We start from the raw sequence: 14499 nt of genomic DNA, 5'->3' as shown, positions 1-14499 counted from the left end.
GATCTTGCGATCCCTTCTTTGACATTATCACGCCGTTGCCAAACTAACCGAGCGCCCTGCCCCTCGTTGATTCGCAGGTAACGATTGTTTCTTCAGGCGGAATACATCCACAGCCTCAGTTAATCGTGCCGCCTGCTCTTCAAGAGACACTGCCGCTGCAGAGGCCTCTTCCACCAGAGAAGCATTCTGTTGCGTTACTTTATCCATTTCAGAAATCGCCTGGCTGACCTGCGTTATCCCCCTGCTTTGCTCATCCGAGGCAGCGGCAATTTCCTGCATGATATGTGTGACGCTCGCCACGGCATCCACAATGGCACTCATCGTTTTCCCGGCGGTTGTAACCTCATCTGACCCTTGCCCAATTAATCTGACTGATTCGCTAATCAAGCTTTCAATTTCTTTCGCCGCCTGGGCGCTGCGACTGGCAAGTGTACGCACTTCGCTGGCGACAACCGCAAATCCGCGACCTTGCTCACCAGCTCGCGCAGCTTCAACGGCGGCATTGAGCGCCAGAATATTTGTCTGGAAAGCAATACTGTTGATCACGGCGGTAATTTCGGAAATTTTTTTCGAGCTACTGGAGATATCGCCCATCGTTTTCACCACGCCGGAGACTGTCTTCCCGCCATCGCTGGCTTTAACGGAAGCCTCTTGTGCCAGACGGCTCGCGTGGTGTGCATTGTCCGCATTCTGTTTCACCGTCGCGGTGAGTTGCTCCATGCTGGCAGCGGTTTGTTCAATCGCCGCCGCCTGTTCTTCCGTGCGCGAAGAAAGGTCAGCATTGCCAGCGGAGATTTCGCTGGTGCCGCGATAAATCTCCTCCGCCCCCTGGCGTACCGTCCCGACGGTCATCACCAGAGAATGCTGCATTTTCTGTAGATGACGACTTAATCGTCCTATTTCGCTGCGCCCCGTCGGTTCGTCGTTCATTGTCAGATCGCCACCGGCGATTTGTTCAATACGTTGCGCGGCATGTTGCAGAGGTCGAATCACAATCCGACGCAAAACGATGAAGGTCATCAGCGTCATGACCAGGGCAAGGATAAACGCACCAATCATAAACATCACACCCAGTCGAGTGCGCTGATGCGCCTGCTCCGCCAGGTGGTTCGCTCTGGCGCTACGTATTTCAACGGCTTTGTTTAATATATGGGTATAACTATTATCCAGCGTTCGGATCTGCTCACTTTCATGATTAATAATCGCTTCAAACATGCCGTTTTTGGCATATTTCAGCATAGGCAGGAGGCCAGTTATATAAGCCTGAAAACGTTGATTTAATTCAGCATCCAGAGCTTCATCTGCAGCCGTTTTCACCTGGCGATTCTGGTAAGTACGATAACCTTGCTGCGATTGTTTAATCTGCAATTCCGCTTGTGCAATATTTCGCTTCATCTCTTCCATTTCTGCGATACGGCTCGCCGCCCCGGCCTGAATCATATTGATGCGGGCTGAACGCAGATAATCAGAGCTATTTGCCAAACCGGTGCGAGTCTGGATCTCCGCAGTAGCGTCACGCTGATCGCGGTCAGCCTGCCAGAGAAAATACCCAGCCAGAGCTGAACTCAGGGCAAATAGAAGTAATATGCCGCCCAGAATACAGGCAAATAGCGGAACCAGCCTGATGTGATATAAAAAACCTAAGCGGTGTGAGGGTGTTGTATGCATGGCCGTTGTCTCTCTTCCAGATTTACTCCCGAGAGAGAATCATCGGCAATCGGTGGTAATTGCTTACTGCCAAAAACGTTTTCACTTCACATTTTTACAACATTTTATGCGTTAACAGATCATCGGGCGCCGCAATGAATAGGCTGGCGAATAAGGATGCTTTGTGAGGTGTATTGCGTGAAATTCTGGAAAGCGTTACGCACTTTCGCAAAGTGATTATTTTCCTGCTAAGAGAAGCTGCATAGGATGATCGCGGGTGCCTGAGACTTTCTGTTTTCAGGCTAACCGGGAATCAGAAAGACGAAGGCCCCGACCGATATTTCTATCAATCGAGGCCAACGAATGAACCACACAATTCAGATGTTAGTCTCTTACCTGCCATCCGGCAAGGAGAAAGGCTATGAAGCGCAACCCCCTGGTGGTGTGTCTGCTCATTATTTGTTTCACAATACTGGCATTCACACTTCTGACCCGACAAACGCTCTACGAACTGCGGTTCCGGGACGGTAATAAGGAGGTGGCGGCTCTCATGGCCTGTAAGTCCAGGTAAGGGTCTGCGCGGGGAGTTTTCCCCGCGCATCTGGCGGCAGGTTCATTTTCTCATGGCACCCCTTTTTTCCTTTCAGTTAGTACATGTCTTTTTCGATGCGCTGATAGATCCATCGTTACAAACAAATTTGCCACCAGCAGTACAGTGGGATATTCCACCTTTTGCACCAGAACACGGCTTGCGCCCGGCATCGGCATAAAACGAAACAAGCATTCCCATAAACAAGATAAGTGCAAATTTTTTCATATAACCTCCATTGTTTACCAAATCTTATGTTCGGTATAAAAGTTATACGCTGGGTGGACTTGATTTCACTTAGCGAGATCAAAGATTGAGGAAAATGGATTTCAATCTTAACTGAAAGATAAATTGGTTAAATATGAACCAGATAAACACATAAAGGCTAATTATGGTTTTATTTGTCATACAAATAAATATAATAGATGCTTCCGATGTAGACCCGTATTCTTCGCCTGTACCACGGGTCTGGTTTAGTACAGGCGCTTTCTTTTATTGTCGTCAGGAACGCTTACGCGGCATCATGCGCAGAAGCGTGTTGTCCTTCCAGAAATAGTGGTGTGCCAATGCAGCAGCAGCATGTAGCCCGATAACGAAATATCCCAAATTTGCCAGCGTTTCATGCCATGACTTTAAAATATCCACCAGTTCGAAATTTGGCTCTGACGTGTAAGGCATCGTCACACCGAACGCAAACCAGGGATTGCCACGGTTATACATCATCACGATACCAATCAGCGGCAGCGCGATAAACAGCAGGTAAATGACCAGATGCCCGAGATGCGCGAGCCCCGTTATCATCGGTTTCGGTTTAGGCACAATTGGCGGGGTTGGGTATTTCAGCCTTAGCACAAGACGAAGTACCATTAGTACGAGAATTGAAATGCCGCAGGAAACATGGATCATGTTGATGAGCGGCCGATCGCTACGTGGGAAAAAGCCACGAAACTCCATTGCACAATAGGCTGCAATAACCAGCAAAAAGACCAGCCAGTGAATGCCAATTTGTAACCTTGTGTATTTATTTTCCATAACATTTCCTGCTTTAAAACAATTTTCCGTTAACATAACCAGCTTTTCTTAAAATTTCATTAAATATTGTTCGCCCTTTTTCAGTACGTTACGTTTCGCTGCACGAATGTAGATTGCTCATCCCGCCATCCTGGTCTAAGCCTGGAAAGGATCAATTTTCACCCAAGAGTTCCTTACAGGAGAAAACCATGAGTAAAGTTGGCATTAACGGTTTTGGTCGTATCGGTCGACTGGTGTTGCGTCGATTACTTGAGGTCAAAAGCAACATAGACGTTGTCGCTATTAATGATCTCACATCCCCGAAAATTCTCGCCTATCTGCTGAAACATGATTCAAACTACGGCCCGTTCCCCTGGAGCGTTGATTTCACTGAAGATTCACTTATCGTCGATGGGAAAAGCATTGCGGTTTACGCCGAAAAAGAGGCGAAAAATATTCCGTGGAAAGCGAAAGGTGCAGAAATCATTGTCGAATGTACAGGCTTTTATACCTCTGCTGAAAAATCGCAGGCGCATCTGGATGCTGGCGCCAGGAAAGTACTGATTTCCGCCCCTGCCGGTGAGATGAAAACTATCGTTTATAACGTCAATGACGACACTCTGGATGGTAACGACACCATTGTTTCTGTAGCGTCATGTACCACAAACTGTCTTGCGCCGATGGCCAAAGCCTTGCACGACAGTTTTGGAATAGAAGTCGGCACGATGACGACCATTCATGCCTATACCGGCACCCAGTCACTGGTGGATGGTCCGCGTGGTAAAGATCTACGCGCTTCACGTGCGGCGGCAGAAAATATCATTCCCCACACCACTGGCGCGGCAAAAGCCATTGGCCTGGTGATCCCGGAACTGAGCGGCAAACTGAAAGGCCATGCGCAACGCGTACCCGTGAAAACAGGTTCGGTCACCGAACTGGTGTCTATTCTCGGGAAAAAAGTCACTGCCGAAGAGGTGAACAACGCGCTTAAAAAAGCGACAAACAATAACGAGTCATTTGGTTATACCGATGAAGAAATAGTCTCTTCCGATATCATTGGCAGCCATTTCGGTTCGGTGTTTGATGCCACGCAAACGGAAATTACCGCCGTGGGCGATTTACAACTGGTGAAAACAGTCGCCTGGTACGATAACGAATATGGGTTTGTTACCCAGCTTATTCGCACTCTCGAAAAATTCGCCAAACTCTGACAGATACAGGCGGAGAAAAATGCCTCCGCCTGTTTTACACATTATGACTGTAAATAGACTACCTGGGTTTGAAGGTACTCATGCAAGCCATGTTTACCGGTCACTAGAGCAGGCGACATTTTGTGGGCAATTAATAAGGAAGAACGGGAAGTTCCACGGCAGAATACCAGTGGTCACGCCAAGAGCACGTTTAAACAGAAGAATATGATCGCTTTGAATAATTTTTCCCTCATAACGCCACGCCCACTTCGATTTCAGCCAATTGCTGGATTTTGCCCCTTACTCGACAATCAGCGCACTGATTTCACTGGCGCGTTCGCAGTATTGAAGTTTAACCCGTCAAAACAATCAGATTGATGCTCAAAAGGATCTCAAGAAGATCCTTTTGAGTTTTCTCATCGTTATGCCCTACCAGTTACCATACGGATAGGTTTTCCCTCTGATGAAATCTGGTGTCTTTCCGTAATAAACATACCCGTTAGGATGTTTCGTTACCCCTTTGCATATCAGCATATCATCCCCCGTCAGGGTAAACTGTCTGGCTGGTTGCTGGAGTACGGATGGGTTCCCGTTATCCTCAAGCCAGATCCGTACAGTACCGCCTGGAGCAAGACCAACAGCCATTCGCTTCCGGTAGTAAGGTTTACCTGGATGATACGGATCAGGATATGCCGTAGCCATCTGCTGCCACGTCTCCCGGCTGAACCAGATCTCCGTTTCATACGCTTTCTTGTCAATAACCGAGTCCCAGCACACCGTCATTCGTACCGGCAGTGCTTTTCCCCGGTTAAAATACCCGCCATACCCCCCTATCAAATCATGCCAGTGCCCGACACTCAGATCACTGATGTCCATAGGATCTAACCGACGGAAGATACTTTCCCGAATATCCCCGTCCTCCAGGTACACCATCGTCACTAGTGCAGGCAGATTTTTCGGGTATATAAAGCTAAAATTCCAGTTATCGTAAGGCAGCTTCTTTCCCCACTGCTCCACGCCGTCTCCCAGCAGCGTCTTTACGCCTGCCCGGCGGTCATGGCAGCCTGAAAGCAGAATGCCCCCCAGCACGGCCACCATCAGCGGTAATCGTCTCATCCCTTCCTCCTCAGAACAGTTCGTCCAGCACGTCCACGTTCGCCCGCGCCCGGTCTTCCCACTGCTGCTGGTCATCCATCCTCCACACCGTCCGCACCCACCCTTTGCCCGGAGCCATCGGCCACACGAACGAGCGGTCGTCAGTCGGCGCATAGTGGTTTCGCAGAAAAACCTCTCCCGAGGACGGACTCACCCACAGGCTCAGGTCCGAGTCGATGTTCCAGTTCGCCGAACAGTGCAGATAACGCCCGATGGTTCGCATCTCCTCCGCCGTGAAGCCCTCCGGCTCTGCGCCACGCCGGATCGCACGCCCCTGGGCTGTTGCTTTGTCACACAGGGAAACCAGCTCAGCAGGAAGAGCTGTGTCAGGGTTTTGCGGGTCAATATCTCCAAATATTACCCCGGCGTCCTGTGCCGCATCGAGCATCACCCGCATACACACCTTTTCCCAGTCGTTCGGCACCGCCCTGCGCGTCATAAACACCGCCGCGCCGGCTTTCTTCTCAAAAATAAAAGCCCGAGCCTTGTCAAGGTTAACCAGCGGCCACGAAATCATTTTTGTCTCCACCTTACCGTGTGGCATCAGGTACTTCAGCGCCGGCAGTGAAAACAGCGCCTGACGCATCTTCTCCGCCTGACGGTACACCGCAGTCTGCGTCTCGTCCGCGCTCTCCGGTATCACATCAAAGTCCGGCATCGTCAGCAGGGAAATCTCATCCTCACCCGCGTTGTAGCCCCCGCCAATGTCCGAATGCGCCCCCGGCAGTGCCAGCTCCGGCCACATCCCCGCGATGCTGTTCAGACTGAAGTTATAACGGCACTCGTGCATTGCGCTTATCTGAAACACCTTCTGCGCCACGGAAGGACGCAGCTCAAGGTTGACACCAGGATTACTGCGTCCGTTAATATCGTAGAAATTCAGCAGGCTCCCGATGGCTGCCACTGTGTCAAAAAGCCCCAGAAAGCGCACCTCTCCCGCAGGTTTTCCATGGTATCTGGACATATCCAGCCCGTTCTCTATTGCAGCCACTATCGCCGTATCCTGGTTCATCACCCGGTTGGCAAAGTGCCGTGCCGCTGCCGCGCCGCGACTGAACCCGAACACATCAAACTGCACCTTCGCGATCGCCGCTTTATCGCGGTTACGACTGATAAATATATTCAGTGCGGAAGCAATTTTCTCAAGAGCTTCATCGGTCTTGGTCACCACTCCCTCAAACCGCCGGATAAGGCTGCTGCCCAGCCCCATCCCCAGCAACGAGTCGCTTTTCCCATCTGCCGTCCCGATGCCGCTGACGTAGGCTTTCACCTGCGCCTCCATCTCATCTTCACCAAGGGCAGTATCAGATTTGTAAAGGTCATTGAGCCGGGAAATATTGGTGATGCCGCCCTGCCAGCTGGCGTTGCCTGCCCCCTCTCTGGCGTGTTCTTCATACTTCGCGCACGCCCTGGCTCGTTCCTCACCGACCAAACCGGCGCAGTGGGCATACGCCAACCGCAGATCGTCTGCGTTTGCCCGGTTATTCCCGGTACCATCAAAGAACACCCCCACCGTCAGCGTGATCCCTCTGACCGGCACCCGCCGGCACCGGATGACTTTTCCACTGCATAAAACATCGGTGTAGTGCGTGTTCTCCCCGGTAGTTTCATACCGGTGATAGCCGGTATTACCCGGCTCAGTATTCTCGCCTGCTGCCATAAAAAATCCATTTTGTCTGAAAGGTTAAATCAGGCACATCATACTCCCCCCTTCAGTTCTTAAATAAAATCAACGCTCTATCTTCTGCACAAGATGCAGTTGCCATATTCAAATGTATGGATTCCTGGTGTTCACCGACAGCAACGGAGCCACTGATATGCTCTGTCACCCGGATTTAACGGGAGGATACAAGGTGCGGTGCCTGCCGTCCCTGAAGCGGAAGAGATACCGGAGTGCATCCGATCTGCTGAGCAATAGCATTCACAACAACTGAAGGTGTATTCAGGATAATGGCCCTGTATTGGTCATTCCAGCTAGCAGGGAAAGCTCGTCAGTAAGCAAACGCGACTCGTCCCGGTCAAAAAAGTCTGTTCCTGTGTAAACATCAATCATCGTAGATGACAGCATCGTGGAAAAACGATTCTGTGAAGGGCTTCATAAAAACAAGTGTGAAAGGAATAAAAGGCAGAAGTAAAAGTAAAGAGTCATGCCCGTTTGCCAACGGTATTTCACAAACGGGCAATTTTTAACGTAGTGAACGACTTTCCATCGCTTCAATAAGCACAGCGTCGTGTTTCAGCGTCTGCCAGGCCTGGGTGACTTCAGCGGGAAAGTCAACATGAACGATAAAATCGCGCCCGCGTGGCCCATAGCCATTGCTATCATCACGCAAACGAGGTAGCTCGCCAGTAAGAAGCGATAAATAACGCTCAACTGGCCATAATCCTTCCAGTAGATTAGCAAATGCGACACTGTCTGCGTTATTCACTAATTGTGGTATAAATCCCGGATAACTTAACCAGCGTGGTGCATCGGGGTTGTCCCCGGTCATACGGCGGAACGTCGCCATCGTGCGCCGCTGCATGGTGGGGTCCTGCACGACAATAGCCGTGTGAACCCGTTCTTTGGCCTGATTCAGTAACGCGATACTGAAGCGGGCATTTTCTCCGCAGTTTGTTGACTGGTCTTCAATCAAGATTTTTTCATGTGGAATATGCCAGAACTGATGGGCAATATCCGCCAGGATGGTAGCTTCTGACCTGCCTGTTGTGCGAATGGTGTTGTAATGCGGATGCCGGGCGATGGCACTGTATAAAAATGTTGTCGAGTGACCGATACCACCGCTAATCAGTAACGGAATTTGCTGATCTCGGGCAATCTTGCAAGCGGCGTCGATAGTAGGGATAACCGCATTACCTGCAAGGATCACGCAATCAGCCTGATACGGAGCTGCACCGGAGAAATCATCCTGCGCCAGCCATCGACCGATAACGTTTATGGCATCGATGGTTGCCGCCGAAAGCGTCGGAAACGGGGTAATATTCATGGTTCCGCCTTCTCGTTCCCTTAAGAATACTGCGTGAGATAATAATGAGAAGCGGAGCACTCTGAAAGGAGGAGGTCGTATTTCGTTAATCGCCTCTCCGCAAACCTGGCATATGTTTTACAGAAAAGCTGTAGATAAACATTATTCATCTTGCAGCAGAGAATTGTATTCTCCTGAATCCCTGAACTTTTGCCCTTATCGTTTTCAGATTTAATAAAAAACCCGGCAGCATATGCTTACCGGGTTTTAGATTTATCAGGCAAATAGCAGCGTTATCCGCTAATTTGCTCCATCGCTTGCAGAATACGCTTATCTGAAATCGGATACGGCGTACCGAGTTGTTGGGCGAAGTAACTGACGCGCAGCTCTTCAATCATCCAGCGAATCTCTTTTACGTCTTCATCTTCACGACGTGCTGGCGGCAATTTGTTGATCCACTGCTGCCACGCCTGCTGGACGTTTTCGACTTTCAGCATCTGGGCGCGGTCGCGGTGTGGATCAACCGCCAGTTTCTCCAGGCGTTTTTCAATCGCCTGCAAATAACGCAGCGTATCACCCAGACGTTTGAAGCCGTTACCGGTGACAAAACCGCGATATACCAGCCCGCCCATCTGCGCTTTGATATCTGAAAGTCCCAGCGCCATCGTCATATCAACGCGCCCTTTCAGGCGTTTATTGATATTGAACACCGCTGTGAGGATTTGCTCGACCTGCTTCGCAATATCCACCACCGTGTCGTTCAGTTCGGCGCGCACTTTTTCATGCAGCGCAACAAAGCCTTCTTCCGTCCAGACTGGGCCACCGTTGGCATCGATCAATTTATCCACACCGCAGGAGATACAGTCGTCGATCAGCTCCAGTACTTTGCCATATGGGTTAAAGTACAGCCCTAACTTGGCTTTGTTTGGCAACTTCTCATGTAAATATTTGATCGGCGATGGAATATTCAGCAGCAGCAAACGGCGAAGACCGTTCCACATCGCTTGCTTTTGTTCCAGCGGATTATCAAACAGTTTGATCGCTACGCTGTCGCGTTCATCCACCAGCGCCGGCCACGCTTTCACTTTGTAGTTACCACGTTTCTGTTCATAGCTTTCCGGCAGTTGACCAAAACTCCAGATATGTAAGCCGCTCTGCTCAATACCGTCATCCGCCACCGCAGACAGCGTTTCCTGCACTTTGCCTTTCAGCGCGTCTTTCAAATCTTGTAATGAGCGCCCTTCTTTTAGCTTCTTGTTTTTGTCATCCACCACGCGGAAGGTGATTTTCAGGTGATCGGGCACCTGATCCCAGTGCCAGTCCTCGCGGTCAACGGTAACGCCGGTCATCCGCCGCAGCTCGCGCTCAAGGCTGTCGAGCAACGGCAGCTCCAGTGGCGTGACGCGGCCTAAGAACGCTTCGGCGTAGTTTGGCGCGGGTACAAAATTACGCCGTACCGGTTTCGGCAACGATTTAATCAGAGCAATCACCAGTTCGCGGCGCAGACCGGGGATCTGCCACTCAAACCCGCTCTCTTCCACCTGGTTAAGTAACGGCAGCGGGATATGTACCGTCACGCCGTCCGCATCCGCCCCTGGCTCAAACTGATAACTTAAACGCAGCTTGAGATTGCCCTGATGCCAGAAGTTCGGGTAATCCAGCTTGCTGATTTTTTCCGCACCTTCTTTGATCAACATGCTCTTTTCAAAGTTGAGCAAATCAGGCGTTTCGCGGCTGACCTTTTTCCACCAGCTGTCGAAGTGGCGCGAGGAGATGACATCGTGACTGATGCGCTGGTCGTAAAACTCAAACAGCGTTTCGTCATCCACCAGAATATCGCGGCGACGTGATTTGTGTTCCAGCTCTTCCACTTCCGCCCGCAGTTTCAGGTTCTCGCGAAAGAATGCGTGGCGCGTCTGCCAGTCACCTTCCACCAGCGCATGACGGATAAAGAGTTCTCGACATAACGCTGGATCGATCTGGCTGTAGTTGACCTTACGCGCGGCAACAATAGGCAGGCCATATACGGTAACTTTTTCCGTCGCCATCACCGCGCCCTGCGCTCGTTCCCAGTGCGGTTCGCTGTAGGTGCGTTTAATCAAATGCTGAGCAACGGGTTCAACCCATTCCGGATCGATGCGCGCCGCAATACGCCCCCACAGGCGGCTGGTTTCTACCAGTTCCGCCACCATTACCCATTTCGGTGGCTTTTTGAATAAACCAGAACCGGGGAAGATGGAAAAACGCGCGTTACGTGCGCCGGTATATTCCTGTTTATCGGCATCTTTCATGCCGATATGCGAAAGCAAACCGGTCAGTAAGGCGATGTGAATTTCGCGATACTCCGCCGGTTCGCTGTTGACCGGAATGCCAAGTTCTTTCACCACCTGACGCAACTGGGTGTAGATATCCTGCCATTCGCGCACACGCAGATAGTTGAGATAATCGGTACGACACAGGCGACGGAAGGCGTTTGAAGAAAGCGCCTTTTGCTGCTCGCCAAGATAATTCCACAGATTCACAAACGCCAGGAAGTCAGACTCTTTGTCGTGGAAGCGACGATGTTTTTCGTCCGATGCCTGCTGTTTGTCAATCGGACGTTCGCGCGGATCCTGAATGGAAAGCGCGGACGTGATAATCATCGCCTCACGCACGCAACCATGTTTTTGCGCTTCCAGCACCATACGCGCCAGACGTGGGTCGACAGGCAACTGCGAGAGCTGGCGACCGAGTGGCGTCAGTTTATAGGCGCTGGCCTGTTCATCAGTGGTGATCGCGCCCAGCTCTTCGAGCAGACGCACGCCATCCTGGATATTGCGTTTATCCGGCGCTTCGACAAACGGGAACGCGGCAATATCGCCCAGCCCCAGCGCAGTCATCTGCAAAATAACCGAGGCCAGGTTGGTACGCAGAATTTCCGGGTCGGTAAACTCCGGGCGCGAGAGGAAATCGTCTTCGGAATAGAGACGAATACAGATCCCTTCGGACACACGACCACAACGGCCTTTACGCTGATTAGCAGAAGCCTGCGAAATTGGCTCAATCGGCAAACGCTGTACTTTAGTGCGATAGCTGTAGCGGCTGATACGCGCCGTACCGGGGTCGATAACGTATTTAATCCCCGGTACAGTCAGCGAAGTTTCCGCGACGTTGGTCGCCAGCACAATGCGCCGCCCGCTGTGCGACTGGAACACCCTATTTTGTTCGCTGTTCGACAGTCGTGCGTAAAGCGGCAAGATTTCGGTATGACGTAAGTTCAGCTTGTTCAGCGCATCGGCGGTATCGCGAATTTCCCGCTCGCCGCTCATAAAGATCAGGATATCACCAGGAGTTTCCTGGCTTAGCTCTTCTACGGCATCGAAAATGGCCTGCAACTGGTCGCGTTCGGTGTCATCCGCTTCTTCAACAATCGGGCGATAGCGCACTTCCACCGGATAAGTGCGACCGGAGACTTCGATAATCGGCGCATTATTAAAGTGACGTGAGAAACGTTCAGGATCGATGGTCGCCGAGGTGATGATCACTTTCAGATCTGGACGACGCGGCAGCAACTCTTTCAGATAACCGAGCAGAAAATCAATGTTCAGGCTACGCTCGTGCGCTTCATCGATGATGATGGTGTCGTACTGCATCAGCAGGCGGTCTTGCTGGATCTCCGCCAGCAAGATACCGTCAGTCATCAGTTTGACCATCGTGTTATCACTAACGTGATCGCTAAAACGAACCTTATAACCGATGCAACCCCCCGGCTCGGTCTGCAACTCTTCGGCAATACGATTCGCGACGGTTCTTGCTGCCAGACGGCGCGGTTGGGTATGACCGATCAGCCCTTTAATTCCGCGCCCCAGTTCCATACAGATTTTCGGTAACTGAGTGGTTTTACCTGACCCCGTTTCCCCGGCAACGATGACGACCTGGTGGTCACGAATCGCTTCGAGAATGTCCTGTTTTTTCTGACTAACCGGCAAATTGTCCGGATAAGTAATCTCCGGACGCGCCGCTTCACGCAGCAGGACTTTCCCTGCCGCCTGGTCAATCTCTTTTGCCATTTCCTGGAAAATGGCCTGTTGTGCATCAGGATTTTTAACCTTTTTCACACCATGCAGACGGCGGGAAAAGCGCAGCCTGTCACGCAGCATTAGCGAATCCAGCCGCTGTTGCAAGACATTAAAGGTCAATTTTTGTTGTTCTGTCATAACGTTAGAGGGCAGTAGTCTGCCTGATTAATTTTCTTTTAAATGATAGATATAGAGTACCACATCGCGGCTTTCTATGCGTTGTTCAATAAATTCGAACATAGGCTTCGATTTATTGCGCTATCTCTGTGGCAGGATTGTGAATAAAGTGTCAACAAGCAACGGGGCATCGCCCATTCAAACATCTATAAGGAAACACCATGAGCAAGGTATTAGTTCTTAAATCCAGCATCCTGGCAGGGTACTCTCAGTCTAATTTGTTGTCCGATTATTTTGTTGAACAATGGCGCGAAAAGCACACTGCTGATGAAATCACCGTTCGTGACCTGGCAGCAAATCCGATTCCGGTGCTGGATGGCGAACTGGTTGGCGCTCTGCGTCCGAGCGATGCACCGCTGACCCCACGTCAACAGGAAGCTCTGGCGCTTTCCGATGAGCTGATTGCCGAGCTGAAAGCCCATGACGTTATCGTGATTGCGGCACCAATGTATAACTTCAACATCTCGACTCAGCTGAAAAACTATTTTGACCTGGTTGCGCGTGCAGGCGTTACTTTCCGCTACACCGAAAACGGTCCGGAAGGTCTGGTAACAGGTAAAAAAGCCATCGTGATTACCAGCCGTGGCGGTATCCATAAAGATGGGCCGACGGATCTGGTGACGCCGTATCTGTCCACGTTCCTGGGCTTTATCGGCATTACCAATGTGAAATTCGTCTTTGCGGAAGGTATTGCCTACGGTCCGGAAATGGCTGCGAAAGCGCAGGCAGACGCCAAAGCAGCAATTGACGCAGTTGTTGCAGCATAAGTTTTAAGAGGCCTCCTGCAAGTGCGGGAGGCTTTTTACTTAACCCGCCTTTTTCGCAATGCTGTCCAGTGTTGCCAACACATCATCAGATAACACTAATTTCCCTGCAGCCATATTCTCCCGCAAGTGCGCAATGGAAGATGTCCCGGGGATCAGCAAAATATTCGCTGAACGTTGCAACAGCCACGCCAGCGCCACCTGCATTGGTGTCACGCCCAGGCTTGCAGCAACATCCGAAAGTGTGGAGGATTGCAGCGGCGTAAAACCGCCGAGCGGGAAGAACGGCACGTACGCAATACCATCGCGAGCCAAAGTATCAATTAATGCGTCATCGGCACGGTGTGCAATGTTGTATTCGTTTTGCACACAAACGATTTCAGCGATTTTGCACGCTTCAGCGACTTGTGTCGGCGTGACATTGCTCAAACCGATATGTTTTACCAGTCCCTGCTGCTGCATCTCTGCCAGCACGGTCAAGCTGGCTTCAATCGATCCTTCCGTCGGACCGTGACCATCCCCCAGCATTACGCGCAGGTTAACCACATCCAGCACATCAAGCCCCAGATTTCGCAGGTTGTCATGCACCGCCTTTTTCAGTTCAGCGGGAGAGAATGCGGGCAGCCAGGAGGCATCCTCACCACGGCGAGCGCCAATTTTGGTGACAATCGTCAGGTCGTCAGAATAGGGATGCAGTGCTTCACGGATGATCTGGTTGGTGATGTGCGGGCCATAAAAGTCGCTGGTATCAATGTGATTAACGCCCAAAGCAAGTGCCTCACGCAGCACGGTAATAGCAACATGGCGATCTTTCGGCGGACCGAAAACACCAGGCCCTGCCAGCTGCATCGCACCATAACCAAGACGGTTAACGGATTTTGTCCCGAGAGTAAATGTGTCGCTGCTCATAACATCCTGCCCTTTAATAAAACGGATAAAGAA

The 14499-nt window shown here is 51.0% G+C and carries 11 protein-coding genes and 1 pseudogene; 3 read left to right on the top strand and 9 right to left on the bottom strand.

Annotated features, from left to right (window positions below):
* Nucleotides 1–27: 27 nt before the first annotated feature.
* Nucleotides 28–1668, bottom strand: coding sequence for a methyl-accepting chemotaxis protein (locus BEG40_RS15815; RefSeq protein WP_000557616.1), 1641 nt, complete (start codon nucleotides 1666–1668; stop codon nucleotides 28–30).
* 400 nt (nucleotides 1669–2068) lie between these two features.
* Here BEG40_RS15815 and BEG40_RS15810 point away from each other — a divergent pair, with 400 nt between their 5' ends.
* Entirely contained in the window at nucleotides 2069–2218 is a 150-nt protein-coding gene (locus tag BEG40_RS15810) for a type I toxin-antitoxin system Hok/Gef family toxin (protein WP_024165206.1), read from the top strand.
* A 72-nt stretch (nucleotides 2219–2290) separates the two neighbouring features.
* Here BEG40_RS15810 and BEG40_RS15805 read toward each other — a convergent pair whose 3' ends face one another.
* Both BEG40_RS15805 and cybB read right to left on the bottom strand, forming a co-directional pair.
* On the bottom strand, nucleotides 2291–2464 hold the full coding sequence (locus tag BEG40_RS15805) for a YdcA family protein (RefSeq protein ID WP_000712683.1): 174 nt from the start codon (nucleotides 2462–2464) through the stop codon (nucleotides 2291–2293).
* 273 nt (nucleotides 2465–2737) lie between these two features.
* Nucleotides 2738–3268 (bottom strand): cytochrome b561, encoded by a 531-nt coding sequence (cybB, locus tag BEG40_RS15800; RefSeq protein WP_105285717.1) that lies wholly within the window; start codon nucleotides 3266–3268, stop codon nucleotides 2738–2740.
* 188 nt (nucleotides 3269–3456) lie between these two features.
* On the opposite strand from cybB, the gene gap reads away from it, so the two are divergent.
* On the top strand, nucleotides 3457–4458 hold the full coding sequence (gap, locus tag BEG40_RS15795) for a type I glyceraldehyde-3-phosphate dehydrogenase (protein ID WP_000048677.1): 1002 nt from the start codon (nucleotides 3457–3459) through the stop codon (nucleotides 4456–4458).
* Nucleotides 4459–4553: 95 nt separating this feature from the next.
* On the opposite strand, the pseudogene BEG40_RS15790 reads toward gap, so the two are convergent.
* The 5 genes and pseudogenes from BEG40_RS15790 to hrpA all read right to left on the bottom strand — a co-directional run.
* Nucleotides 4554–4776, bottom strand: a pseudogene (locus BEG40_RS15790) (aldehyde dehydrogenase family protein); the annotation flags it as partial.
* A gap of 90 nt (nucleotides 4777–4866) precedes the next feature.
* The gene (locus tag BEG40_RS15785) at nucleotides 4867–5553 is read right to left on the bottom strand and encodes a DUF2931 family protein (protein WP_105285716.1); all 687 of its coding nucleotides are present in this window, start codon (nucleotides 5551–5553) and stop codon (nucleotides 4867–4869) included.
* Between the two features lie 10 nt (nucleotides 5554–5563).
* A complete protein-coding gene (locus BEG40_RS15780) occupies nucleotides 5564–7252 on the bottom strand; it encodes a T6SS phospholipase effector Tle1-like catalytic domain-containing protein (RefSeq protein ID WP_105285715.1) in 1689 nt (562 codons plus the stop codon).
* Nucleotides 7253–7778: 526 nt separating this feature from the next.
* Nucleotides 7779–8579, bottom strand: coding sequence for a DUF218 domain-containing protein YdcF (gene ydcF / locus BEG40_RS15775; RefSeq protein ID WP_105285714.1), 801 nt, complete (start codon nucleotides 8577–8579; stop codon nucleotides 7779–7781).
* Between the two features lie 272 nt (nucleotides 8580–8851).
* Complete coding sequence (hrpA, locus tag BEG40_RS15770) at nucleotides 8852–12754, bottom strand: ATP-dependent RNA helicase HrpA (RefSeq protein ID WP_105285713.1); 3903 nt, start codon at nucleotides 12752–12754, stop codon at nucleotides 8852–8854.
* A gap of 200 nt (nucleotides 12755–12954) precedes the next feature.
* Between hrpA and azoR the strand changes: the two genes are divergently transcribed.
* The gene (azoR, locus tag BEG40_RS15765) at nucleotides 12955–13560 is read left to right on the top strand and encodes an FMN-dependent NADH-azoreductase (RefSeq protein ID WP_000048935.1); all 606 of its coding nucleotides are present in this window, start codon (nucleotides 12955–12957) and stop codon (nucleotides 13558–13560) included.
* Between the two features lie 39 nt (nucleotides 13561–13599).
* Here the strand turns inward: azoR and BEG40_RS15760 are convergent, their stop codons facing one another.
* Nucleotides 13600–14466: an aldo/keto reductase family oxidoreductase gene (locus tag BEG40_RS15760; RefSeq protein WP_105285712.1), complete on the bottom strand. Its 867-nt coding sequence runs from the start codon at nucleotides 14464–14466 to the stop codon at nucleotides 13600–13602.
* Nucleotides 14467–14499: the final 33 nt, after the last annotated feature.

The organism is Escherichia sp. MOD1-EC5495 (genome assembly GCF_002965965.1).
GTDB classification, from domain to species: domain Bacteria; phylum Pseudomonadota; class Gammaproteobacteria; order Enterobacterales; family Enterobacteriaceae; genus Escherichia; species Escherichia ruysiae.
This window is presented reverse-complemented; position numbering and strand designations above follow the sequence as displayed.